Source organism: Arthrobacter sp. sptzw42 (assembly GCF_059089685.1).
This window is the reverse complement of the sequence record NZ_JBNHEX010000009.1, coordinates 30332-54379: the sequence shown is the minus strand read 5'-3', so window position 1 is coordinate 54379 and position 24048 is coordinate 30332. Positions and strand designations below refer to the sequence as shown.

22 protein-coding genes, 2 tRNA genes and 1 riboswitch are annotated in these 24048 nt (G+C 63.1%); of the genes, 13 read left to right on the top strand and 11 right to left on the bottom strand.

The window, feature by feature from the left end; translation table 11 throughout:
* Positions 1 to 811: 811 nt before the first annotated feature.
* From AC5RT4_RS12400 to AC5RT4_RS12390, 3 genes are all read left to right on the top strand, one after another.
* Complete coding sequence (locus AC5RT4_RS12400; RefSeq protein WP_494105920.1) at positions 812 to 1141, top strand: hypothetical protein; 330 nt, start codon at positions 812 to 814, stop codon at positions 1139 to 1141.
* A gap of 395 nt (positions 1142 to 1536) precedes the next feature.
* Positions 1537 to 1950 (top strand): hypothetical protein, encoded by a 414-nt coding sequence (locus AC5RT4_RS12395; protein WP_494105919.1) that lies wholly within the window; start codon positions 1537 to 1539, stop codon positions 1948 to 1950.
* Between the two features lie 583 nt (positions 1951 to 2533).
* Positions 2534 to 3094 (top strand): DUF805 domain-containing protein, encoded by a 561-nt coding sequence (locus tag AC5RT4_RS12390; protein ID WP_494105918.1) that lies wholly within the window; start codon positions 2534 to 2536, stop codon positions 3092 to 3094.
* A gap of 966 nt (positions 3095 to 4060) precedes the next feature.
* Here AC5RT4_RS12390 and AC5RT4_RS12385 read toward each other — a convergent pair.
* Positions 4061 to 4150: transfer RNA gene (locus AC5RT4_RS12385), tRNA-Ser, on the bottom strand.
* Positions 4151 to 4716: 566 nt separating this feature from the next.
* On the opposite strand from AC5RT4_RS12385, the gene AC5RT4_RS12380 reads away from it, so the two are divergent.
* Genes AC5RT4_RS12380 through AC5RT4_RS12370 form a run of 3 tightly spaced genes read left to right on the top strand, consistent with a single transcriptional unit; the run spans position 4717 to position 7074 of the window.
* Positions 4717 to 5748 (top strand): zinc-dependent alcohol dehydrogenase, encoded by a 1032-nt coding sequence (locus AC5RT4_RS12380; RefSeq protein WP_494105917.1) that lies wholly within the window; start codon positions 4717 to 4719, stop codon positions 5746 to 5748.
* A 3-nt stretch (positions 5749 to 5751) separates the two neighbouring features.
* Positions 5752 to 6147: a 6-pyruvoyl trahydropterin synthase family protein gene (locus AC5RT4_RS12375; RefSeq protein ID WP_494105916.1), complete on the top strand. Its 396-nt coding sequence runs from the start codon at positions 5752 to 5754 to the stop codon at positions 6145 to 6147.
* Positions 6148 to 6150: 3 nt separating this feature from the next.
* Positions 6151 to 7074, top strand: a complete 924-nt coding sequence (locus AC5RT4_RS12370) for a glycosyltransferase (RefSeq protein WP_494105915.1) — start codon at positions 6151 to 6153, stop codon at positions 7072 to 7074.
* Positions 7075 to 7099: 25 nt separating this feature from the next.
* On the opposite strand, the gene AC5RT4_RS12365 is transcribed toward AC5RT4_RS12370, so the two are convergent.
* Positions 7100 to 7606: a nucleoside deaminase gene (locus AC5RT4_RS12365; protein WP_494040717.1), complete on the bottom strand. Its 507-nt coding sequence runs from the start codon at positions 7604 to 7606 to the stop codon at positions 7100 to 7102.
* A 60-nt stretch (positions 7607 to 7666) separates the two neighbouring features.
* Here AC5RT4_RS12365 and AC5RT4_RS12360 point away from each other — a divergent pair, with 60 nt between their 5' ends.
* The 3 genes from AC5RT4_RS12360 to AC5RT4_RS12350 are packed head-to-tail and all read left to right on the top strand — an operon-like array spanning position 7667 to position 9659.
* Entirely contained in the window at positions 7667 to 8563 is an 897-nt protein-coding gene (locus AC5RT4_RS12360; protein ID WP_494040718.1) for a phosphatase PAP2 family protein, read from the top strand.
* Between the two features lie 40 nt (positions 8564 to 8603).
* A complete protein-coding gene (gene upp, locus AC5RT4_RS12355) occupies positions 8604 to 9239 on the top strand; it encodes a uracil phosphoribosyltransferase (RefSeq protein ID WP_494040719.1) in 636 nt (211 codons plus the stop codon).
* A gap of 45 nt (positions 9240 to 9284) precedes the next feature.
* On the top strand, positions 9285 to 9659 hold the full coding sequence (locus AC5RT4_RS12350; RefSeq protein ID WP_494105914.1) for a glyoxalase superfamily protein: 375 nt from the start codon (positions 9285 to 9287) through the stop codon (positions 9657 to 9659).
* Between the two features lie 60 nt (positions 9660 to 9719).
* Here AC5RT4_RS12350 and AC5RT4_RS12345 read toward each other — a convergent pair whose 3' ends face one another.
* On the bottom strand, positions 9720 to 10163 hold the full coding sequence (locus AC5RT4_RS12345; protein ID WP_494105913.1) for a YdeI/OmpD-associated family protein: 444 nt from the start codon (positions 10161 to 10163) through the stop codon (positions 9720 to 9722).
* 79 nt (positions 10164 to 10242) lie between these two features.
* Entirely contained in the window at positions 10243 to 10971 is a 729-nt protein-coding gene (locus AC5RT4_RS12340) for an aggregation-promoting factor C-terminal-like domain-containing protein (protein WP_494040722.1), read from the bottom strand.
* A gap of 5 nt (positions 10972 to 10976) precedes the next feature.
* Positions 10977 to 11137: riboswitch (cyclic di-AMP (ydaO/yuaA leader) on the bottom strand.
* Positions 11138 to 11932: 795 nt separating this feature from the next.
* Here AC5RT4_RS12340 and AC5RT4_RS12335 point away from each other — a divergent pair.
* Positions 11933 to 12799, top strand: coding sequence for a winged helix-turn-helix domain-containing protein (locus AC5RT4_RS12335; RefSeq protein WP_494105912.1), 867 nt, complete (start codon positions 11933 to 11935; stop codon positions 12797 to 12799).
* Positions 12800 to 12849: 50 nt separating this feature from the next.
* A complete protein-coding gene (locus AC5RT4_RS12330; RefSeq protein WP_494040724.1) occupies positions 12850 to 13377 on the top strand; it encodes a SixA phosphatase family protein in 528 nt (175 codons plus the stop codon).
* Between the two features lie 6 nt (positions 13378 to 13383).
* Here AC5RT4_RS12330 and AC5RT4_RS12325 read toward each other — a convergent pair whose 3' ends face one another.
* The 3 genes from AC5RT4_RS12325 to AC5RT4_RS12315 all read right to left on the bottom strand — a co-directional run bounded on the left by AC5RT4_RS12325 (position 13384) and on the right by AC5RT4_RS12315 (position 15686).
* A complete protein-coding gene (locus AC5RT4_RS12325; protein WP_494105911.1) occupies positions 13384 to 13908 on the bottom strand; it encodes a hypothetical protein in 525 nt (174 codons plus the stop codon).
* 129 nt (positions 13909 to 14037) lie between these two features.
* Complete coding sequence (locus AC5RT4_RS12320; RefSeq protein WP_494105910.1) at positions 14038 to 15492, bottom strand: dihydrolipoyl dehydrogenase family protein; 1455 nt, start codon at positions 15490 to 15492, stop codon at positions 14038 to 14040.
* Between the two features lie 120 nt (positions 15493 to 15612).
* Positions 15613 to 15686 (bottom strand) — tRNA-Arg (locus AC5RT4_RS12315).
* Between the two features lie 277 nt (positions 15687 to 15963).
* Between AC5RT4_RS12315 and AC5RT4_RS12310 the strand changes: the two genes are divergently transcribed.
* Positions 15964 to 17790, top strand: coding sequence for a phosphoenolpyruvate carboxykinase (GTP) (locus AC5RT4_RS12310; protein WP_494105909.1), 1827 nt, complete (start codon positions 15964 to 15966; stop codon positions 17788 to 17790).
* Between the two features lie 145 nt (positions 17791 to 17935).
* Here the strand turns inward: AC5RT4_RS12310 and AC5RT4_RS12305 are convergent, their stop codons facing one another.
* The 4 genes from AC5RT4_RS12305 to AC5RT4_RS12290 form a co-directional block, all read right to left on the bottom strand.
* The gene (locus AC5RT4_RS12305; RefSeq protein ID WP_494105908.1) at positions 17936 to 19096 is read right to left on the bottom strand and encodes a globin domain-containing protein; all 1161 of its coding nucleotides are present in this window, start codon (positions 19094 to 19096) and stop codon (positions 17936 to 17938) included.
* 150 nt (positions 19097 to 19246) lie between these two features.
* Positions 19247 to 19711: an RrF2 family transcriptional regulator gene (locus AC5RT4_RS12300; RefSeq protein ID WP_494105907.1), complete on the bottom strand. Its 465-nt coding sequence runs from the start codon at positions 19709 to 19711 to the stop codon at positions 19247 to 19249.
* Positions 19712 to 19724: 13 nt separating this feature from the next.
* On the bottom strand, positions 19725 to 20225 hold the full coding sequence (locus AC5RT4_RS12295) for a hypothetical protein (protein ID WP_494040728.1): 501 nt from the start codon (positions 20223 to 20225) through the stop codon (positions 19725 to 19727).
* A 7-nt stretch (positions 20226 to 20232) separates the two neighbouring features.
* Positions 20233 to 21651 carry a phosphomannomutase/phosphoglucomutase gene (locus tag AC5RT4_RS12290; protein WP_494105906.1) on the bottom strand — a complete coding sequence of 473 codons (1419 nt, stop codon included), beginning with the start codon at positions 21649 to 21651 and terminating at the stop codon, positions 20233 to 20235.
* 154 nt (positions 21652 to 21805) lie between these two features.
* On the opposite strand from AC5RT4_RS12290, the gene AC5RT4_RS12285 reads away from it, so the two are divergent.
* Positions 21806 to 24037 carry a RecQ family ATP-dependent DNA helicase gene (locus AC5RT4_RS12285; protein ID WP_494105905.1) on the top strand — a complete coding sequence of 744 codons (2232 nt, stop codon included), beginning with the start codon at positions 21806 to 21808 and terminating at the stop codon, positions 24035 to 24037.
* Positions 24038 to 24048 lie beyond the last annotated feature (11 nt).

Sequence of the window (24048 nt, the reverse complement as noted above, 5' to 3'; positions counted from 1 at the left end):
TACTGAACTCCTTGAATGAGGAGATGAAAGTTCCTAAAGAAAAGCGCGCCACAGCTGCGTCTGACTTGTCGCTTAAGTCCGTCATTAGTTTGCTTCAAAGAGCTGACGAGTCAGCGCATGCTGGTCAGTCCGGACATACTCGCGATCTGCTCGATGCTGCTGCTCGTCAGGTGGCAGATACATGGTCGTTCACTTCAACTTTGGGTAGGGACATCCTGGAATTTGTGCGCATTAGTAAACGGCGCCAATAAATCTGAGGCTGGGCACAGAAAAGTCCACCAAATTCAATGAAGGTTAGCGCTCCCCTGCGTTACAAGCATCTGGTCGTCGGCTCGGGGGAGCGTCCCCGGTCCGCTTCAGTGCTGAGAGCCGCGGCCACCTGCAGTATCGGAAATACCGGCATTTACTTCGTAACCAGCCCCCGGGTGAATGGGAACTCGCAGGCGTTGGTGGGGCAGCTGCAAACGGTTTCATCAGTGGAGCCGTGAGTCCGCAGGCGGGGTATGTTGCTCGTCCGCTGTCAGGTGATCTCTCGAGACTGACTCAATATGCCATCGGTGCCGAAGGATCTGTGGCTGGAGGCAGAGTCGACAAGTTTGCAAACGGAGAGACATATCGATTCGGAGAATTGCTATTTGACGGCCTCGGGGGCGGGATCGCTACACACTTCCCGGGAGCATCCAACCTCGATTCAAATCCCGGATGAATGGCGCACTCATTTGCGGCTTATGGCGGGGCTCATTTCGGAGCTATCGTCGAGCAGTAAATTTGTAGGAGAGCAAGTCTTTGGAAGAGTCACAGGCATGCAACCATGGTAGACGAAAATAGGCATCCTGATTCGGAAGCAGAAGGTCCCAGTGGTCTAACTAAGGAAGATCTGCGCCTGGGTAAGCGCGCGGTGCGGATTAAGACGCAGCTGTGTGTTGTTGCATTTTTGGTTTGTGTGGGAATTGCAGTCTTCGTTTTCATGAGCGTTCCGATTGATACGCGGATGGATTACGACGAAAAATTCAATCGGAGCGGGACCGGCGTTCCCATGCCTGTTGCGATGCTTCCCGCGCTGATTCTGCTATTTCTGCTGTTGCGATCAGGAGCCAAGTCAGATTCGCACCACATGGGAAAAGGGTCGCGAATTGCGTAATATATTCTCGCTCCGGTTATGATTTTAGGGTGCGTAGTTGCACAATGGACGTTTGCCAGATCGATTTTGGAAGCCGGCGGTTTTTTTGCTAGTTGATAATGTGCGGTTATTTTCTCCAAAGGGATTGGGTTGCAGTTTGGTATGATCAAGCGAAAGCCGCAGGGCCTTCTAAATTGAGCATGCTGGGACGCAGATCAACTGGGGGTCTGTCATTAGTGAGGACCTGACAAATCGATTGGGTGGGGCAGCTGTTGGCGCCATTAACACAGAATTGCAGCCGGGCAATGCAAAGCGCGAGGATTTGGTAACGGTGCGGTTCAGGGCTTCGCCAACGGCGCAACTGGGCCAACCAGCGGCCTCAGGGCGAGTGGGTGGTGATCTGAATGGGAGATGGAATGACGATTTCGAATGACGGCTCGGGAAAGATCGCCAAGAGACCGACGTTGAAGTGGTATTGGAGCTTACTCGGATTCGGAATTCTGGGTTATGGCGCTTTCGTTTTGTTGCTTCCGGTGTGGGACTCGATTGGTGTTGAGAGCATACGTTGCGAGATAAGGACGGCGAAACCGGACACGAGTTCTGGCGGTTCCCGGGGTTCGGCATCGACTGCGGGGGTTCTGGTTGAGACGTCAAACTGCGGGAGTATCTACGTGTCTCCGGGAGTGACTTTCGATAACCAAGACCAGGTTGCTGCGTCCTTTAAAGCCGGTACTGAATACGAGTTCGACATTGGTTGGTTCTCACGAGTGGTGACCAAAGACATCAGGCACGGTATTCCTTCAGTGCAGGACTATCGCTTAGTAGGTTGATACTCCGCGTGTTTGACGGACTTCGCAGTGGTAGTGGAAGCCGGTAGGACACCATAGTCAAAATGCACGTGGTGCGGGATCTTGATGGGGCTGAGGTTTTCCCGGTGCGCGCTCGCTGTGGGTTGATGCTCGGGCCGTGGCATTGCCAATGCAGATTGCCATACTGCCTGTCCTCGTGTCGATTCTTGGCATAACGAGGACAGTCCGACGCCCTAAAAAGAATCCCAGGACCAAGTCCGGGCGCGTCCCGCTCAAATCCTCTGTCTAGATTCGTGAGTTTGAGCGTCATTGGTGCGTGGATTTTTGCCGAGGGGATTCTCCGTGCTGGCGGCCATCTTCCTGAGTGATAGGCGTATCGGGAATATTGTTTCTTACTGCGTGGCGGAAAAACGCCGGATTTGCCAAGACGCAAGAAAGGCAAAAGGCATTCGCATATCGAGAGGCGATTCGTTCAGAGTCTCACCTGATGTTTAGCCTTTGGATGCCAGTTCATTGCGGTTGCTGGGAAATTTAAGATTTTGATCCGGAGCATCCTTGTACTTGTTATTTTCAAGAAGTGGTTCGTAGGAAGGAATGAAGTTATATGGATATGAAGGTTGTTGATGGTGTAGGTGGAGGCCCTTCGGAGGTTTCAAATTCAGTTGGGCTGGGTGCGCCGCTTTACGGCGCCTCGTTTGGTCCGTCGGTAAAGCGGTTCTTTGCAAAGTATGCGAAGTTCGCGGGTCGCGCCTCGCGGAGTGAGTTCTGGTGGAGTCAGCTTTTTGTTTTCCTGGTGATGTTGGTGCCGTACGTCGCCATGACGGTGGGGATCGTGGCCAGCACTGTCTGGGCCCAGCAGAACCCTATTGTGCAGTCAATGGGTTTCGATCCGGCCACGGGGCAGGAAGTGTTCTATGAGGGCGCTCCTGGGGTTGTGAACGCGCCTACTGGCGGTCTGATGGTGGTTGGTCTCATTCTCGTCGTTGTTCTGGGTTTGGCGCTCCTGGTGCCTCAGCTGTCGCTGCTCTGGCGGCGCCTGCATGATGCAAACCTGGCAGGGCCGTTTGCGTTCATTGGGCTTGTTCCCTTTGTTGGCGGTCTGGTTGTTTTCATTCTGGCGTTGATGCCGTCCAAGGCCGAAGGACAGCGCTTCGATCCTCGATGACACGCAGCAGCACATCCTGAAGGTTGCATCGACCTCGTTCGATGCAACCTTCTGGCAGTTCACAAGCTGTCCGCGGTTCCCGGCATGAACTGCGGAGACGATTGCTGGGGTCGGCCGGCGGTGTCCCCGTCGGGTGGGGTGTCGATTTCACCAAGGGCGCCGGTAGGGTCGTCCGCGGTGAACACCTCTTGCAGCCGGAGGGATGCCCGGCAGCCGAGGTTATCGCCGCCGCGCAGCAGGAGCATGCGGTGGGCTTAAACCTGGTCGATGGCCCGGCCGCGGCGGCCCTTGACCTGCAGCCCTGGTTAAAGCTCCACCCGCGGCTGCTCGTATAAATTCCAGAACTTCGACACCCAGTCTTGAGCTGAAGGACCAGGAGTCCGATACCTGTCGTGCCGCAGCATCAAAAACCTCTTTGGCGTTTGCCCACTGGCCCGAGGCTGCCAGCGTGTCACCTCGCTGAAGCAAGCTGACCACGGACTGAAGTGACAGGTCAGACGCGCCGGTGGAGCGCTGCTCCTTGGCAAGCCGGAGTTCCTCATTCAACGAAGCCAGTAGATTTTCGATCTGCACAGTCACCGCTTCACCCTAGCTACCGGTCGGCTTTGGAGTGGCTGAATTCGGCATGCAGAACATCTTCCCGTCGGTCCAGAAGCCGCCGTTGATGCATTGGAGAGGCACATCCTGGTCGTCGATGTGGAGCGCAGCATCCTTCATCCTGCCGTATTTCGAGCTATCGAAGGTCAACTCGACAGTGCCGTCGGGAGAGGTGCACCTGTATTCGACGGGGTATGACCTAGCCCATGATGATCCGGTTCAAGTACTCATCAGGCCGACGCGAAAATCGTCGGCAGGCAGGGCGCACCGTAGATGAGGTTTGCCAATTCTTTGCCAATGAGTCGGGTCCAGGCAAAGCAAAGGCCCCTGCTTCCCTTGTAAAAAAAGGGAAGTAGGGGCCTCGCTACGTGGCGGTGACGGTGGGATTTGAACCCACGTTGGCTTTTACACCAAACAACATTTCGAGTGTTGCACCTTCGGCCGCTCGGACACGTCACCAACCTCAATAGGGTACCGGAGCGAGGCGCACATCCCCAAAACGGAATTGCCTGAGCGGGTTTTGCCATGCAGATGCCGTCAGGTTAGCCCGTTGCCCGGGTCCCCATTGGGTGCTCGGATAGTTCTCTGGAGCGGACCGGCTATGGGGCCCTGTGTTGTCGTACCCCCTCGTGATGATGGAGGTATGGACATGAACCCGGCAGTGGGGCAGGCGGAGGAGTCGCTTAGGGCTGCTGTCCGGGCTTTGATGGCTGCGTTGGGTGGCGGGAGCCTTGCGGGTAAACCAGTCTCCGTTGGTGGGTTCGAAAATGATCCGTTGGAGCGGGTTGCTGATGCGGCGTTGCCCACCGCCCGGCTGGGTATCACCCAGCAGCGGCACTACAAAAGCGAACACCAGGACCGGGAACCACCACACTGGCCGGAGACAGCCGGGGCCGCGAACCTCAACGTGCCCGCTGACCTTTCGCAAGTGACTGGGCTAAGTGAGGGTAATCCACGGCGCCACAGCCCCCAACTAAGCCGCAAACTTTCGCCCGAGCACCCGGGCCGCTAGATTCATCAGCACGATGACTAATTCACGGACGCCCTTACATGCAACCGCCTACTGGACCACAGCAAGGGAGCACGGCGAACTCCGTTCCGAGGAGCTGCCGCAGCCGGGTCCCGGCCAAGTGCTGGTCCGCGCCCTCTACTCGGGTATCAGCAAGGGCACTGAGATGGTGGTCCACCACGGCTCGGTTCCGCCCCGGGTGGCCGAGGAAATGCGGGCGCCGCATCAGGAAGGCGAGTTCCCAGGTCCTGTGAAGTTCGGCTACCTGTCCGTAGGCGTCGTAGAAGAGGGGCCGGCTGAGTGGTTGGGCCAGCGCGTGTTCTGCCTGAATCCGCACCAGGACCTGTATGTAGTGGAGCTGGATGCCCTGACTAAAATTCCGGACAGCGTTCCTTCCCGGCGCGCTGTGCTCACAGGAACGGTGGAAACGGCTATCAATGCCCTCTGGGAGGCAGGTCCGCGGCTGGGGGACCGGGTAGCCGTGGTGGGTGCGGGCCTGGTAGGCGGGATGGTCGCCACCTTGTTGAGGACCTTCCCGCTGCAGCGGCTGCAGCTCGTTGACCTGGACCCCAACCGGCGACAGTTGGCAGACACTCTGGGAGTCGAATTCATCCACCCGGATGACGCACTCACGGACTGCGACATAGTGTTCCACTGCTCCGCCTCCCAGGAGGGCCTCGAACGCAGCCTCCAGCTGGCGGGTGATGAGGGCGACGTCATTGAAATGTCGTGGTACGCCAACCGGGAGGTCACGCTGCCTCTGGGCGAGGACTTCCACGCACGCCGGCTGTCCATCCGGGCGAGCCAGGTGGGAGTTGTGGCACGGGCCCGGCGCCACCGCAGGACCAACGCGGACCGCCTTGACCTGGCCGTCTCACTCCTCGCAGATCCAGCGTTCGATGCCTTCATTACCGGCTCTTCAACGTTTTCCGATTTGCCGGATGTAGTGCGGGGCCTCGCCCAAGGGACCTTGGATGCGCTGTGCCACGTCATCGAATACCCACAAGAGCGAAATCTCCAGGACCCAACCCACGAAGACCAGAGGTAGCCCATGTTCAGCCTGACCGTACGCCGCCACTTTATGATCGCCCACAGTCTTCCCCGGGAGGCCTTCGGCCCCGCCCAGGCCATGCACGGGGCAACGTTTGTCGCTGAGGTGACCTTCCGCCGTCGGACGCTCAACAATGACGCCATCGTGCTGGACATCGGTGCCGCGGGAACCATCATCGAGGAGGTGCTGTCCGGCCTGAATTACCGCAACCTGGACGAGCACCCGGACTTTGAAGGCAGGCTCAGCACCACCGAAGCGCTGGCTGAGTACATCGCCCAGTCCGTTGCGGGCAAGCTGAAGGAGGACGACGACGGCCGCCAACTCGCCGGCATCGACGTCACGCTCCGGGAGAACCCGGAGGCCTGGGCAACCTGTTCGATGGAACTGAACGCTTAGCCCGTGCGCCCCATCCGGCTCCTCGTACCAGCCAACATCCGCCACAACTCCGGTGGCAATGTCTATAACGCCCGGCTCGTTGAGGGGCTGCGAAGGCTGGGCGCGGAGGTGGAGGTGCTGCCTGTGGAGGGTTCCTGGCCGGAGTCCACCCCGGAAGAACGACGGCGGCTGGGCACTTTACTCAGCGCCTGGGCGCCGGAGGACCAACCATCAGTCGTGACGATTCTGGACGGACTGATCGCAATGGGCGCCCCGGACGAGCTGGAGTTTGCCGCCAACGCCCGGCGCGAGACCTGGGTGCTGGTGCACATGCCGGCACCTGCGCACCACGAGCTGGAGGCACGGTCGCTGCGGGCGGCTTCGGGCATTGTGTGTACCAGCAGCTGGGCAGCCGACGTCCTTGCAGCACGCCATGGCTCACAGGGACTGCGCATCGCACTTCCCGGGACCGGTTCCGCGCCCCGCTCGGAGGGATCCGTCCCGCCGCACATTGTCACCGTGGCCGCGCTCCTGCGGCGGGTGCGCGTAGCAGGTGAGCTGCGGGGCCAGGCGTTGGAAGAGGAATGGAACAGGGCCGACCTGAGCGTCCTGGTTTCCGAGGCTGAGGCCTTCGGTATGGTGGTCACGGAATCGCTGCCGCACGGGATTCCCGTAGTGATACGCGCGGGAACAGGTGCTGTGGAAGCCCTCACCTTTGCCGCCCCGGTCGACGGCGAAAGCATCCGCTTCCCCGGTACGGCCGTGCAGTTCCCACAAAACGGCGATCCGGAAAACCCGGACGTGCTGGCCGGGGTCCTGCGGCGCTGGCTGCTGGACAGCGAAACCAGGAGCACCTGGCGCTCCGCAGCGGTGGAGACGAGGGGCCGTTTACCCGGCTGGGACAGACAGCCGCGCAAGTGCTGGACATGCTTCGGGGGTGAAAGGTAGCAGTGCCGCATGTACTCGGCAGCAGCTATAAACGGGTGCGGTGCCCCGCGAAGAAGTTCCGCAACAACCCGCCGCACTCGTCCTCACGGACCCCTGCGTAAACCTCAACCCAGTGATTCAGCCGACGCTCCCGCAAAACGTCGAACACCGAGCCCGCGGCTCCGGCTTTCTGGTCCCACGCCCCAAAAACCACCCTGGGTATCCGCGCCAGGACAATGGCACCGGCGCACATGGCGCACGGCTCCAGCGTCACCACCAGCGTGCAATCGGACAACCGCCATCCGTCTCCGCTCACGCCGTCAGCCTTTGAAAGCTCGCGCAGCCGCGCCGCAGCCTCCCGGATGGCAACTACTTCGGCGTGGGCGGTAGGGTCTCCCAGCTCCTCCCGCTGGTTCCGTCCGGAACCCAGCACTGCGCCGTCGGGCCCTAGTACTACGGCCCCGATCGGCACGTCTTCTGTGGCAAGGGCACGGCGCGCCTCCGCCAGGGCAAGGCCCATCCACACGTCGTGATTCTTTTCCCCGGAGACCATGGCTCAATGATAGTTTCGAAGGATACCCAGAACCCGTCAGGTACGCCGCCGGGAGGCAACGTGAGCAGAGTCCGGAAACGCGTGGACAAGTGGATCAAGCCTTACGCCGCCCTCTGGTTAACCATGATCGTCGGTGGCGCGCTGGTGCTCGCCATGGCCCTGCTGGGAGCCGAGGTCTACTCGGATGTGGTGGACGAGGAAGGGTTGGCGGGCCTCGATATTCCGGCGCTGGAGTATTCCCAATCCCTGCGGAACCCCGACGTCAACGCCTTCGCTACAGCCTTCACCAATGTGGGCGGCGGCATTGGCATGCCGATCGTCGCGACCATTCTCACGGCCTGGTTGACCTTCCTGAGCCGGACCTGGCGTCCCATCGTCCTGGTGGGCGGTGCCGCCCTTGTTTCCACCACGGCCACCACCATGGGTAAGCGTCTTGTCGGCAGGACCCGGCCGGATCATTCCGAGGCCGTGCCGCCCTTCGAATCGTCCCCGTCGTTTCCCAGCGGCCACACATTGAATACCACTGTGGTTATTGGCGTTTTGGTGTACATTATGTGCCTTCAGTTCCAGGCCCTCTGGGCCCGGATAACCGCCATCACTGCCGGGGTTCTCTTCATCATCGCCATGGGCCTGAGCAGGGTTTTCCTGGGGCACCACTGGATGACCGACGTCATGGCGGGATGGTTCCTGGGGCTTGCCTGGGTCTGCATGGTGATCCTCGCCCATCGGCTGTTCCACCTCGTGCGGAAGCGCGAGCACGCCGGCCCCGCCCCGGATTTTGAGCATCCGGTTCTTCGCGAGGAGCACAGCGAGGACCCGCTCCCCAGCAACGCGGGCACCTCCGGAAGGAATAACGGCACCGCCCCGCAAGGAAACGACGGCGGCACCTTGCGCAGGAGCGACGGCGGCTCCTTGCGGGGGAGCGACGGCTCCTCGCGGACGGGCGCGGGAGGCTGAGAGCCGAGGGGCACCAGCAGCCGGGTGATAGTTTTGACCCATGCGCACTCTCGTTGTTGACCACCCGCTGGTCGCCCACAAGCTCACCGTCCTGCGGGACAAGAACACGCCGTCCCCGGTCTTCCGGCAGTTGACGGAGGAGCTTGTGACACTCCTTGCATACGAGGCCACGCGCGAGGTCCGCACCGAGCCCGTCACCATCGAAACACCGGTCAGCACCACTGTGGGCACCGCGTTCACCAAACCCACCCCGTTGGTGGTCCCCATCCTGCGCGCCGGGCTGGGGATGCTGGAGGGCATGACCAAACTCGTTCCCACCGCAGAGGTCGGCTTCCTGGGCATGGCACGTGACGAAGAAACCCTGGACATCATCACCTACGCCGAGCGACTCCCCGAGGACCTCACTGACCGGCAGATCTTCGTCCTGGATCCGATGCTCGCCACCGGCGGAACCTTGCGCGAAGCCATCAAGTTCCTCTTCAAGCGCGGAGCATCGGATGTGACATGCATCTGCCTCCTGGCCGCTCCGGAAGGCCTGGCCAAGCTCGAGGAGGAACTCGCGGACGCAAACGTGACGATCGTCCTTGCCTCCATCGACGAAAAGCTCAACGAGAAGTCGTACATCGTGCCCGGGCTCGGGGACGCGGGGGACCGCCTCTACGGTATTGCAGGGTAGTCCTCAAGCCTTTTCCATTCCTTGTGCCGCCGCTAGCCTGTGCGGATGGACTGGAAACTGGAACTTGTGTATGTCCCTGTATCAGACGTAGACCGCGCGAAGGATTTCTACGTTAACAAGGTGGGGTTCAATGCCGACTTCGACGAACGGCCAACTGACTCCATCCGCTTTGTCCAGCTGACACCGCCGGGCTCTGCGTGCTCAATCTGCATTGGTAACGGGCTCACGGACGCCCCTCCGGGCACCGGCTCCAACCTCCAGCTCGTGGTGAACGACATGCAATCCGCCCACCAACACCTGAAGGGCAACGGAGTGGACGTCAGCGACGTGGACGTGCAGGACTGGGGCCACTTTGTGTACTTCGCCGACCCGGACGGCAACAGGTGGGCGGTGCAGTACATCCCCGGCCGCGACGCCTAACCTTCACGGGGGCGCAGGCACGCGGGCAGGAAATGGCAGAGGACACAAAAGCGGCGGACGTTATTTTTTGCCGGCTTTGAGGTCCGCCACTGCCTTGGCGATGCGTCGCTGCCGGGTTTCGGGGGTCTTGGCTTCACCCAACGGATCAACGTACCGGCGCTGGGCACTGTAGTTCAGGGTGGCATAGAACTCCTGGGCGGCGGGCTCGGCAGCCAGTGCGGACGCAAGGTCCTCGGGCATCTCCACTTCCCGGGGCTGGGTGTCGAGTTCCAGGTCCACCTCCACAGTGTCTCCTGCGGCAACGCCAACAAACTCCCTGTTGGCCGCACTCAGTGAGACCAGGATTTGCCCGCCCATCACGGCAATGCTGCTGCGGTAGCTCTTGCCGTTGATGGTGACCACCACAGGCGCCCGCTTGCCGGCCCCGAGCTCCGAAACAACATCCCCGGGAACCTCGATGCCGGTCTTGTTTCCGCTGCCCTGGATCGTGGTGGTAAACCTCATGAATGACAGTATGCCGCGCGGCCCGCACCTTCAGAAGGTGCGGGCCGCACGGCTGACAGGTTCTTGATATCCCGGGCGTTTAGTACCAGTTGTTGGACAAGTGGAAGTTCAACGCGCCGCACGGGGACTGGTAGCGCTCCTGAATGTAGTTCAGGCCCCAGTTGATCTGTGTGCGGTAGTTGGTGAGGTAGTCCGCGCCTGCGCTGGCCATCTTTTCGGCCGGCAGGGACTGGACAATGCCGTAGGCGCCGCTGCTCGGGTTGGTGGCCGTGGTGGTCCAGTCCGATTCCTTGATCCACAGAGTAACCAGGCACTGCATCTGGTCAGGAGCCCAGCCGTAGTTGCCAAGCTGGCCGGCCGCATAGGCCTGGGCGCCGGCGGGATCATTGACCGCGACGACGGGGGCAGGCTCGGGGGCGGCCGCCGGTGCGGGCTCGGGAGCGGGTGCCGGTGCCGGCTCGGGAGCCGGTGCCGGTGCAGGTTCGGGTGCCGGTGCAGGCTCGGCCGCCTGCGGTACAACGTTGATTTCCGGCAGGGCCGGGGCTGCCGACTCCGGCGCGGGATTCGCCGTGATCTCGCTCTTTTCGATGCTGAGGTTGGACTGCGCCTCAACCGCCTGTGTTTCGGTGGCAGCTGCGCGGATGCTGGTTTCGGTAGCTTGTCCTGCAGCTCCAACTCCAATAAGGAGTGCGCATGACGCGGCAATCACTGCCGCGCGCTTGCCGAACGAAGGGATTTTGCCAGTTTCAGGCCCGGCCTGCGGTGCAGACTCAATTTTCGGACGTGGCTGTGCCAGGAATTTGAACATGATGAATCGCCTCTCACACCTGCGGAGTTAGCTGTCGGGTTCGGATGAGGGCATCCGGCCTTACGGAAAGTTCACGTGCTGGCTTAACCCCAAGGGCAATCAGTGCCCGGGACGGTGGGTCCCCCGCCTCTGCCTATGTTCAAGAGGAATCCGGGAAGTGGCAGAGCTTGGCGTCATCCGGATATGCGGCCCGAACGCCCGAACCGCACCCTATCGACGGTACAGGAACCAGACCGTAAGTCACAACTTGGTAACAGAGATCACGACGACGGCGCGTCGCCTTGTCGAAGCAGCAACCGGAGAAATGGCGTTTTCGCTATTGAGCTGACTTCGTGCGTTATGCCCCTGTTACCCCGAGCCGCGGTGTCGGTTGAGGAGTCAGGGATGGCAGGCTGCGCTGCCGCCGCTTGAGGTGAAAGCGGGCCAGGCCGCCCAAATTCGTCACGTGCTTCGGCCGATTTCCCGGGCTACTGGTGGCCGCTACTGGACAGTGAGCGACGAAAGGAAGGCGATTCCGGCAATTTGAAGACGCATGAAGAAAGCGAACTTGTGCGCGCTGTTCGCCGAATTAAGTTGCGCTGGCACCTTCAGGAGGAGCGTCAAACGGGATAATGATCAGCAATCTGACCATCAGCCAGAATCGTGATCTGCGACACGTTAAGCGCTTTTGTCTCACTATCCGGACGAAGCGGTCCATTGTTACTTGCAAGTTAGCATTGTTACGCTGCACACTTCCATTGTGAACAAGAACTCAACAGCACCTGCAGCCGCAGAACATTGGCCCAGCACATCCGCTGCTGCCGACATGCGCTGTTGTCGAATGTACGCCTGATCTTCCCACCCCTCGAAGTTAGTAGGCATACGCCCCCAGCCCAGCGTCGGGCGTCCCTCCCCGCAGTCCATGCGGGGAACCCAGCATTCGAGCCGCGATGACGGCCATTCACATTGAGGTAAGCAATCCATGTCAGTTGCATCCGGATACGTCCACATTTCTGTCCGTAACGCCGCCAAAGGTGGCCAGCCTTCCGGCCTCCGCCCCGGTTTCGGACCGCGCACGTCGCTCGCTCCCGCAACTTCGGGAAGCAGCTTTCCCGGCGCGGGCTATGGCCCCCAGGGCTTCAATCCCAACTCCTATGGCCAACTCCGCGCCGTTCCGCCGGCTGACTCCGCGCCGGTGACGGCTCCCACTCCCGTAGTGGCCGGCCCCGCCCCGGTCCGCCCGGTAGCCAATGAGAACGTTGCCCGCGGATTCGTTCTGTACATGGGAATTGATGAGGAAACTGCGGCCGCCGCGGGCACCTCCATCGCCAAGCTTGCCCAGGAAATCCGCGCCTACGCCCAGTCCCTGGTAACCGGAGCCGAAAGCTACGCCGCTGTTGCCGTAGCCCCGGCCGGCGCCCCCGGGTCAGCGCTCGACGTCGTCCGCTCCACGTTCGGTGACCCCACGGTTAACACCCGGCAGCGCACGGAAACCCCGCGGCCCCAGCAGCCCCAGGAACCGCGCCCCTCAGGCGTCCTCATCGACCTGGCCCGCCGCGAAGTACACCTTGATGGTGAATCCCTGAACCTGACGTTCAAGGAGTTTGAGCTCCTCAACTACCTTGTGGAAAACGGAACCCGCACCGTGGGCCGTGACGAACTGCTTGAAGGCCTGTGGCGGAACGCCGAAGAAGTCCCTAACGAGCGCACCATCGACGTCCACATCCGCCGCCTCCGCTCGAAGCTTGGCCGCCTCGCCAACACCGTTCGCACGGTGCGCGGCCAGGGCTACCGGTTCTACGAGCACCCCGAGGTTATCGTCTGGGCCGCTCCGGAATACTCGATCTAGCCCCTCAGAGCGTTGGTCGCCCCTGCCGGGGCGGGCATTAAGCTTGGGCCATGAGCCAGCACCATCTTCGACGCCTTGTGATCATGCGGCACGCCAAGGCGGACTGGCCCGGCGGTGTGGCGGATCACGACCGTCCCCTGGAGGAGCGGGGCCACCGGGAGGCGCCGCTTGCCGGGCGTTGGTTGCTTAAGCACAACATCGTGCCCGACTTCATCTTGTGCTCCAGCGCCCTGCGGACCCGCCAGACCTGCACCTGGGTGTGCTCCGAACTGGGGGACAAGGCGCCCACGCCCAAACTCGAAGACGGGCTTTACGCCGCCTCGGCCCTCCGTATGCTGACGGTGGTCAACCATGTTCCGGATACCGTGACCACGCTTATGCTGATCGCGCACCTGCCCGGCGTGCAGGATCTTGCGATGCACCTCGCCTCCCGTGATTCTGACCACGACGCCTACATGGACGCCGCCACGAGGTATCCCACCAACGCGCTTACCGTCCTCGAAACTGAAAAGTCCTGGGCGGAGCTGGACGGGCAGGACGCACGGATCACCAGGTTCAAGGTGCCGCGGTCACACTGAGCCAGGCTACTTCCTGGGCGCGGGACGGCGCCGGGGCTGGAAAGGCCGTGTTTGCCGTGCTGCCGGCCCGCCGGCGTTGCTGTCGCGGGAAGCGGTTCGCGCGCCGCTGGCCCGGGCTGCGCCCGGGTGTTGCACTCTGCCTCGCCGCCCCGGCCATACGGCCCCCGCGAACAGTGCCGCCAGGGCTGTCAGCAGCGAGAGCGCGGCCAGGAAGAAGTAGTTATCCGGGTCTGAGGTGGGCAGTGGGGTGCCGAACAGTGAGGTCTGGCCGGCGAAGGCCGCTTCCCAGGTGCTCAGGAAGGCAAGCGATCCCGCTATGGCGAGGCTGGTGGAGAAACCAGCGACGACGAGCATAAAGATGCGGCGGCGGCGGAGCACTTCCGCAATGCAGGCGACGCAGGCGAGGCTCAGGACGCCAAGGAAAGCGATGAACACCGGCTCCGCCAGGGTCATGCCCGTCAGGATCAGCAGCCCGGCAGCCACGATGCCGGCGATGACCGCGAACTTGCCGCTGTTTCCCATGTGACGCATGACCACCATCATCCCCGAAGAGGGGCAACTTCCACTCGTAGCCGCGCGAGTCAACCATAATGGCTGCAACACTTTGGTCCCTCGGTGCAGCCAGCCCGCCCAGCGGCACGCTCGCACCTCTGCCGTCGCCTACAGCCCGTACTTCTCCAGCAGCCGCAGCCATACCTCACTGATGGTGGGGTAAGAGGGCACTGCATGCCAGAGGCGCTCCAATGGCACTTCGCCCACCACGGCGATGGTGGCCGCATGCAGGAGCTCCGCAACGTCCGGTCCGCAGAACGTTGCGCCCAGGAGAACCCTGCGGTCCTCATCCACCACCAGCTGTGCCCACCCCTCGTAATTTTCGGAGTGCAGTGAGGAGCCGGCCACCTGGATGGGAAGTTCCACCGAGGAAGCGTTGTAGCCTTCCTGTTGTGCTGTTTCCAGGGTCCGGCCGACGGCTGCCAGCTCCGGGTCCGTGAATACGACACTGGGTACTGCATGCTCGTTGGCAGTCTGTGCGAAGCGGCTCCAGTCCCTCGCTGTGCCGCTCAGTTCACCCTTCGCCCGCGCAGCGATGGCATCTCCTGTGGCGCGTGCCTCGTACTTGCCCTGGTGGGTATAAAGGTTTTTTCCTGCGGCGTCACCCACTGCATAGAGCCAGGGCTCCTCTCCGGGAGCTCCGTTGACCAGCCCGGAATTGTCTGTCTTGAGGACCAGGTGCCCTGACTCATCCGGTTCAAACCCCACGCTTTCCAGCCCCAGGCCCTCCAGGGCCGGATGCCGGCCTGTGGCCACGAGGACTTTTTCGGCAGTCACGCTGGAACCGTTACCGAGGTGCAGCCTCAGCGTCCCGTCGTCGTTCTGGCTGATGCTTTCGGCAGCTGTATTGAGCCGGATCTCGACGCCGTCTGCACGCAGTCCTGCCGCGACCAGGCGTGCTGCTTCCGGCGGGAAGTTTCCGAGCAGGCCGCTGCGCGCCACCAGTGTTACTTTTGAGCCCAGCCGGGCGTAGGCCTGGGCCAGTTCGGTGCCGGCCACGCCGCCACCCAGCACCGCCAGCCGTGGCGGCACTTCCTTGGCTGAGGTCGCCTCCCGGGTGCCCCACACCTGCACGTCCTCGAGCCCCTCGACAGGGGGAGTGTTGGGTGCTGAGCCGGTGGCAAGCACCACGGCATGGCGGGCCTGAAGCCGGTAGGAGTTGCCATCAAGCCCTGCCACTTCAACGGACCCGGGCGCAGTCAGCCACGCATGGCCCCGAAGAAGTTCGATGCCGGTGTCCTCTACCCACTTAACCTGTCCGTCATCCTGCCAATTGGATGTGAGGGAGTCCCGGCGCTTCAAGACGGCTGCGGCGTTAAGGGTCCGCGTCACTGCTTCCTTGGCTCCGGGGGAGGCCTGCGCTCCGTGGAGGGCTGTGCCGGGCCGGAGCAGGGCTTTTGACGGCATGCACGCCCAGTAGGAGCATTCGCCGCCCACCAGTTCCGCTTCCACCAGCACGGCGGTAAGGCCGCCCTGCACCACCCGCTCAGCCACGTTTTCCCCTACGGCGCCTGCGCCGATAACTACAACATCACATTCACGCAAAATCGCCTCGGGCATCATGGGGAAAGCCTACGCCCGCGACCCCGGCCGGCGACTGCATTGGGAAGGACGTGACCGCAGGAGACCATTCGGCAGAAAGCAAAAGGTCCGCACCGGTAAACCGGTGCGGATCTTCTTCTGTGCGCCCAAAGGGATTCGAACCCCTGACCTTCTGTTCCGTAGACAGACGCTCTATCCAGCTGAGCTATGGGCGCATCTCGTGTCCCAGGAGAAGAACCGCTCTCCCTGAACCTCGAATTACTTTACGCGAGGGTTGGCCGTGATGCCAAATCGACTGCCGTGTAATCTCGACAACTAGACCGGTCTACGTGACCTTCGTCACTTTGTTGTACGATTTGAGCTCAAAATTCCTTGATTTCCCGCGGAAAGACATTTTGAGGGCGCCGGATGATCAGCATACGTCCCAAAAACCCGAGTGGTCCGGACCATAGCATTTAGCACACACCGATGAACCCGAGGAAGGGAACCGAAATGGGCGATCTGGCGCAGAAGCCGCTGCTTGAGAAAGCACCCACCACACATGCCGGCCTGCTGGCATGGGTCGAGGAGGTTGCTGAGCTTACGCAGCCGGACCGCATCTACTGGGTGGACGGCTCCGAAGAGGAAAACACCCGTCTTACCGACGAACTTGTTGCGGCCGGAACGCTGACCCGGTTGAACCAGGAGCTTTTCCCCAACTCCTTCGCCGCTTTCTCGGACCCCGCTGACGTGGCCCGAGTCGAAGAGCAGACCTTCATCTGCTCCGAAAAGGAGCACGACGCCGGCTTCACCAACAACTGGATGGCTCCGAACCTGATGAAGGAGAAGCTGCGCGGCCTGTTCGCCGGCTCCATGCGCGGCCGCACCATGTACATCATCCCGTTCGTTATGGGCCACCTCGACGCTGAGGACCCCAAGTTCGGCGTCGAGATCACGGACAGCGCCTACGTCGTCGCCTCGATGCGCATCATGGCGCGCATCGGCACCGACGTGCTGAACCGCATCACCGAGACCAACGCCTTCTACGTCCCGGCCCTCCACTCCCTCGGCGCCCCGCTGGAGCCCGGCCAGGCTGACGTGCCGTGGCCGTGCAACCCGGACAAGTGGATCGTGCACTTCCCCGAGGAGCGCTCCATCTGGTCCTTCGGCTCCGGTTACGGCGGAAACGCACTGCTGGGCAAGAAGTGCTACGCCCTGCGCATCGCCTCGGTCATGGCCCACGACGAGGGCTGGCTTGCCGAGCACATGCTGATCCTCAAACTGACCTCCCCGGAGCAGAAGACGTACTACGTCTCGGCGGCCTTCCCCTCCGCCTGCGGCAAGACAAACCTCGCCCTTCTCGATCCCACCATCAAGGGGTGGAAGGTGGAGACCCTGGGTGACGACATCACCTGGATGCGGTTCGGCAAGCAAGGCGAACTCCGTGCCGTCAACCCCGAGGCGGGCCTCTTCGGCGTGGCACCCGGCACGGGCTGGGGCACCAACCCCAATGCCATGCGTGCCATCGCCAAGGGCAACAGCATCTTCACGAACGTTGCGCTCACCGACGACGGCGGAGTCTGGTGGGAGGGCATGACGGACGAGGTGCCTGCGCACCTGACCGACTGGCAAGGCAACTCGTGGACTCCGGATTCGGACAAGCCTGCGGCGCACCCGAATTCGCGTTTCTGCACTCCGATCGACCAGATTGACATGCTGGCCGAGGAGTACCACAGCCCCAACGGCGTGGAACTTTCCGCCATCCTGTTCGGCGGACGCCGCAAGACCACCATTCCGCTGGTCACCGAAGCCCGCGACTGGACCAACGGCATCTTCATGGGCTCCACCCTGTCCTCGGAGACCACCGCCGCCGCAGCCGGTGCCGTGGGCGTGGTCCGCCGCGATCCCATGGCCATGCTGCCGTTCATTGGCTACGACGCCGGCGACTACCTGAACCACTGGGTCAACCTTTCCGCCAAGGCAAACCCGGAGCGCCTGCCCAAGATCTTCTTGGTGAACTGGTTCCGCCGGAACTCGGAGGGCGGCTTCGCGTGGCCCGGCTTCGGCGACAATGCCCGCGTCCTCAAGTGGGCTATTGAGCGCCTTGAAGGCAAGGCCGACGCCGTCGAAACCCCCATCGGGTTCGTGCCCACCGGTGATTCCATCGACCTCGAGGGCCTCGACATGACGCCCGCGCAGGTAGAGGAGGCCGTGAGGGTGGACCCCGCCGAGTGGGCTGCGGAGCTGGCCTCCATCGAGGAATGGTTCGCCAACTTCGGCGATTCCCTGCCGGATGCGCTCAAGTCCGAGCTCGAAGGCCTGAAGGCCCGCCTGGGCTGAGCCCGCATCAGGACAACGGCGTCCTGGAGTACGACGGCGGCCCCGCACCTTTCCAGCGAAAGGTGCGGGGCCGCCGTCGTTCCTTGACAGGGCCTCCGCCGCCGGAGGTTCCCTTGCGGAGCGAAGCTAGGGACGCGGCGGGGATTTAGCCTGCAAGCCAGATGTCCGGGCCGAAGACCTCGTAGTGGATCCGGGTGGCCGGGATGCCGGCGTTGATTGCCTCGCTGCGGATGTTCTTCATGAACGGCAGCGGGCCGCAGAGGTACAGGGACGCCCCGGCCGGAAGGTCCACTTCGCGCAGCGACATAAATCCTGTCCTGGCCCCTGCCTCCGGCCGCTCCAGCCAGAGCTGCAGCTCCGCCCGGTCCAGGCGCTCGACGTCGTCCGTCATCTGGCTGCGCAGCGCCCAGCTGTCCAGGGAGCTTTCCGCGTGAAGCACCAGCACCTGCCGGACGGACCTTGACTCTGCCAGGGACCGCAGGATGGAGGCGGTGGGGGTGCAGCCGATGCCCGCGGATGCCAGGACCACGGGACCATCGCCGTCCTTGAGGGTGATTTCACCGTAAGGGTTTGAGATTTCCAAAACGTCGCCCACCTGAACAGTGTTGTAAAGGACTGGGGAGACCTCGCCGCCGTCGTCCAGTTTGGTGGTGAAACTTCGGGTGGTCCCGGCCTCGGCGGACAGGGAGTACTGGCGAACCTGGCGGAGGCCTTCCGGCAGGACCACTTTGACGCTGATGTATTGGCCGGGGAGCGCCGGCGTCACGGGAGTGTCGTCGGCGGGCTCAAGAGTAAAGGTCATGGAGCCGGCCCCGGCGGGAGTCTTCGTACTGATCCGCCACGGCATCCACATCCTGTCGTTGGCCTGGCCCGCGTACAGCCCCTTCTCGAGTCTGATCAGGGCATCGGCCATGAGCCAGTAGACCTCGGTCCAGGCTTCAGCTATGTAGGGCGTGATGACCCCGGCCAGGTCTTCGGCGATCGCGGCGAACAGGTGCTCGTAGACCACCTGGTTCTGGGGCTCGGTGATGCCCAGGGACGCGTGCCGGTGGGCGATCCGTGAAAGGACAGTCTCGGGGAGGGTGCCCGGGTTGTTGACGAGGTGGGTGGCAAAGGCTGCAATGCTGCCCGCCAATGCCTGCTGCTGGTTGCCTGAGCGCTGGTTTGAGCGGCTGAACAGCCCGTCCAGGAGTTCCGGGTGCGCGGCGAACAACCGTTGGTAAAACCTAGGTGTGATTTCGCTGATGCGTGACCCGACGAGGGGCAGTGTGGCCTCGATGACAGGGCGGGATTTGTCCGAGAGCATAGGAACTCCTGAGGTAGTGACCGGGGCCTTCGTCGGCCGGATGGAATACCCGCATTGCTTGTATTCATATCCAATTTCTACAGGTTGTAGAAATTGGATCCAAATCCTGTTTGGAAGGCTTTGCGGAGGTCCGTAACGCAGGGGATGGCACTACCGGAGTGGCGCTTGGAGCCCCGGCCGCAGTCCGATCATTTCGAAGACCGGAGCCATCTGCCGGGAGGCAGGAAGATCGGCAATCACCACGCCGTCGAGCTCGCGGTAAAACGCCTCACGCGCCCGGGACAGGGCGGACCGGAGCTTGCATTCGCTGATGAGCGGGCAGTTCCCGCTGGGGGCAACGCACTCTGCAGCGTCGGACCGGGTATCCAATTGACGCAGGATCTGTCCGACGGTGGCATTCCGGCCGGCGTGGCTCAGCCGGGAACCGCCAGTCCGGCCGCGCTCCACCTCGATCAGTCCCATGTTCCGCAGTTTTGCCATCGCTTTGCTGACGTGGTTGTAGGGGGTGCCCACGGTGTCGGCAATGTTCTGCGTGGTAAGCAGGGTGCCACCGGGCGCGGCCGCCAGAACCATCAGGGCCCGCAGGCTCACGTCAGCAAAAGCGTTGATCTTCATGGCGTCGGCCGGTCTAGTCCACCCAGATGGCGGGCTCGCTGGCATCGGCTGCGAGCTCGCCGAACTCCCAGGTCCGGGTGGCGGCGTCGGCGGAGTACGGCAGTACGGCCGCGAACACCGGGCCGTCGCGGTGCTCGGTGGCTACATGGATGGCGTCCGAGTCCTCCTCCACCAACAGGATGTCGCACACCACTGCCGCTGCCCGGAAATCATCCCGGTTCTGGCGCAGCAGTGCCGTGAGGTCGCTGATCATGGCATCAGCGTCAAAGTCGCCGTCGGAACCTTCCTCCGCGTCCGCTGGGGAAACGGCGACCAGGCGTACCTCACCGTCGTTCTGCACTGTCAGCGCGAACGGCAGGAAGCCGCCGTTGCGTTGAAGCTGTTCCTGCGCGGCACTGATACCCGTCCCCAAAAGGTTTTCAAGGTCGGTCGCCGTGCTATCCGGTACGGAGTCCCGCCAGGAGGACTGCCCGCCAGCGCCCGATCCGGAGTTCAAATCCGTGTCCTCGGCCATGGGTGGACTATGCCCGGACGATCGAGAGGACGCGGTCCCGGACCCGCTCCATGGTGGCGCGGTCGGTGGCCTCTGCGTTGAGCCGCAGGAAGGGCTCGGTGTTGGAGGGGCGCAGGTTGAACCAGTAGCTGCCGTCATTGGCCGTGAAGGTGCTGCCGTCCATCCCGTCGATGGTGAGGTCTTCATCAGCAAAAGCGAGGCGCACGCGCTCGACTGCCGCGGCCTTGTCCTCAACCTCGGAGTTGATCTCGCCCGAGGATACGTAGGGCTCGTATTCGCGGCCCAGTTCCGAAAGCGGTCCGTTTTGCTCACCCAGGGCGGCCAGGACGTGCATCGCAGCGAGCATGCCCGTATCAGCGTTCCAGAAGTCACGGAAGTAGAAGTGTGCTGAGTGCTCTCCGCCGAACACCGCTCCTTCCTCCGCCATGACTGCCTTGATGAAGGAGTGGCCCACGCGCGTGCGGACCGCACGGCCGCCGTCGTGCTCAACCAGTTCGGCAACTGCACGGGAGGTGAGGAGGTTGTGGATGATGGTGGGAGTAGCTTCGCCCTGCGCTTTGGCGCGAGCGATTTCGCGGCGCGCCACCATCCCGGTGATGGCCGACGGCGAAACCGGTTCGCCCTTCTCGTCAATGACGAAGCAGCGGTCGGCGTCGCCGTCGAAAGCCAGGCCGATGTCGGCGCCGTGCTGAAGGACGGCCGCCTGCAGGTCGCGGAGGTTTTCCGGCTCCAACGGGTTGGCCGGGTGGTTGGGGAAGGAACCGTCGAGTTCGAAGTACAGGGGAACGATGTCCAGGGGCAGCTTGGGAAGCAGCGCATCGCCCAGGACTGCCGGGGTGGTGAGGCCGGCCATGCCGTTGCCCGCGTCCACTACCACCTTCAAGGGGCGGGAGCCGGAGAGGTCCACAAGCTTGCGGAGGTACTCGGAGTAGTCCTTGAGCACGTCCCGGACGCTGATCCAGCCGCGGTTTTCGGCGGCAGGGACGGAACCGGTGTTCAGGTACTGCTCGGCCAGGGCCTGGATGTCCTTGAGGCCGGTTTCGGAGGAGATGGGCACCGCTCCGGCCTTGGACATCTTGATGCCGTTGTAGCCGGCGGGGTTGTGGCTGGCGGTGAAGGTGGCGCCGGCGCGGTTCAGGTAACCGCAGGCAAAGTACAGCTCGTCGGTGGAAATAAGGTCCAGGAGCTCGACGTGGGCTCCGCGTGCGGTGGCGCCGCTTGCAAAGGCTTTGCTGAACTCGGGGGAGGAAGGGCGCATGTCGCCGCCCACCAGGATGGTCTGGCCCTGAAGCTGCAGGACGTCCACGAACGCGGCCCCCACGGCCTCGACGATTTCGGCAGTTATTGATTCGCCCACAATGCCGCGTACGTCGTACGCCTTGAAGGATGCCGAAAGGTCAAAAGTCGTTGTCTGTTCGCTAGTCACGGGCTACATCTTACGTGGACGGCGAAAGCGGCTGTGGAGGAGAGGTCTGGGAGCGCGGTATGTGACGGCGGTTTCCGGGCGGCGGTCTTTCCCGATTCTCCACATAGGGCTGCGGCCGGTGCCGGGTGTCGGGGGCGGCTGGGATACTGAATCAATGGTCGATAACCAGCACGCCACAGCAATTTCTGACTTAGCCCCAAATCTTGACGGTTTCCCTGCCGCCTCCGCAGATTCGCCAGCCGGTCCTGCCTCCGCTTCTGCCACCCATCATCAGGCACTGGAGGTGCTCCGCGAACTCGTCGGGCACCCTGAGGCGGTCTTCCACGAGGGGCAGTTTGAGGCCATCGAAGCGCTGGTCGACGGCGGACGCCGGGCCTTGGTGGTCCAGCGTACCGGCTGGGGCAAATCGGCCGTCTACTTTGTTGCCTCCCTGCTGCTGCGGCGCCGCGGTGCCGGGCCCACCCTTATCGTTTCACCGCTGCTTGCCCTGATGCGGGACCAGGTAGCTGCCGCTGCCCGGGCAGGGGTGCGTGCCGTTGCCATCAACTCAGCCAACCAGCTGGAATGGGACGCCGTCCGTGAACAGCTCGCGGCGGACCAAGTGGACGTGCTGCTGGTCTCCCCCGAGCGGCTGACCAATCCGGCGTTCCGGGAAACCCAGCTGCCCGAACTTATCCGGCGGACCGGCCTGCTGGTGATCGACGAGGCACACTGCATTTCGGACTGGGGCCACGATTTCCGCCCCGATTACCGGCGGATCGCGGACCTGATCACCCAGCTGCCGGATTCTGTTCCGGTGCTGGCCACCACGGCCACAGCCAACTCCCGCGTGGTGCATGACATTGAGGAGCAGCTCGGGGACGGGGTCCTCACCATCCGCGGTTCCCTGGGGCGGGATTCGCTGCGGATGGGCGTCCTGTCATTGCCGGACTCAAGGCAGCGCCTGGGCTGGCTCCTGACACATCTGGCTGATCTTCCCGGAAGCGGCATCATCTATACCCTGACCGTGTCTGCGGCGGAGGACACCGCCCGGCTCCTCGCCGAAGCCGGGCATGACGTGCTGGCCTACACCGGCCGCACCGATCCCGCGGACAGGGAACGCGCCGAACAGCTGCTCAAGGACAACCAGGTCAAGGCGCTGGTGGCCACCTCAGCCCTGGGAATGGGCTTCGACAAACCCGACCTGGGCTTTGTCGTCCATTTGGGGGCGCCGTCTTCCCCGGTGGCCTACTACCAGCAGGTGGGCCGTGCCGGCCGGGGCGCCGCCAATGCCGATGTCCTGTTGCTTCCGGGTTCGGAGGACCGCGACATCTGGCAGTACTTCGCCACAGCGTCCATGCCCTCTGAAGAAAAGGCGGCGTCGGTCCTGACGGCGCTGGCAGAAGCCGGCACCGCGCTCTCCACGGTGGCCCTTGAAGCGCGGGTTGACCTCCGCCGCACGCCGCTGGAACTGCTGCTGAAAGTCCTGTCCGTTGACGGCGCCGTGGAACGGGTGGGAGGCGGCTGGCGGTCCACCGGCCAGCCGTGGATTTACGACGCCGAGCGGTACCGGCGGATTGCTGAAGCACGCGTTGATGAGCAGGACTCAATGGTGATCTACCAGGACACTGCCGGGTGCCGGATGGAGTACATCACCTCTGTCCTCGACGACGAGACGGCGCAGCCCTGCGGCCGGTGCGACAACTGCGCGGGGCGCTGGTTCCGGGCGGACATTGCAGAAACAGCCACCGAGGCCGCCGGCCAGACCCTCAGCAGGGCGGGTGGGGTCCTCGAAGCCAGGCTCCAGTGGCCCAGCGGCATGGACCGCCTGGGCGTGCCGGTCAAGGGAAAGCTCAAGCCCGGCGAAGGCCTTGCCGAGGGGCGCGTCCTTGCCAGGCTGACCGACCTCGGCTGGGGTGGTGCCTTGCGCTCACTGTTTGCAGCCGGAGCTGAAGACCGCCCAGTGGATCCGGCCATGCTCCAGGCCTGCGTGCAGGTACTGCGGGAGTGGGGGACCGGAGACGCCCGCAATCCCGGATGGAGCGGCGCCGGCCGGCCTGCCGCGATCGTCAGCATTCCATCCCGGAGCAAACCGGAGTTGGTGGGCTCCCTGGCCCGGGGGATCTCCGACATCGGGCGCATTCCCTACCTGGGAGCCATGCAGTTGGGGCACGGTGGTCCTACGGGAGGCCGTGGCGGCAACAGCGCGTACCGCCTCGCGGGGGTGTGGGACCGCCTTGTGGTGGGTCCTGAACTGCAAGCAGCGCTGGGCGCAGTGCAAGGGAAGCCTGTGATGCTGATCGATGACCTGGCTGACAGCCGGTGGACGCTGACGGTGGCCGGGCGGGCCCTTCAGCAGGCCGGGGCAGGGCCTGTGCTCCCGCTGGTCCTCGCGCAGGCAGGCTGAGTTCGGGCCGG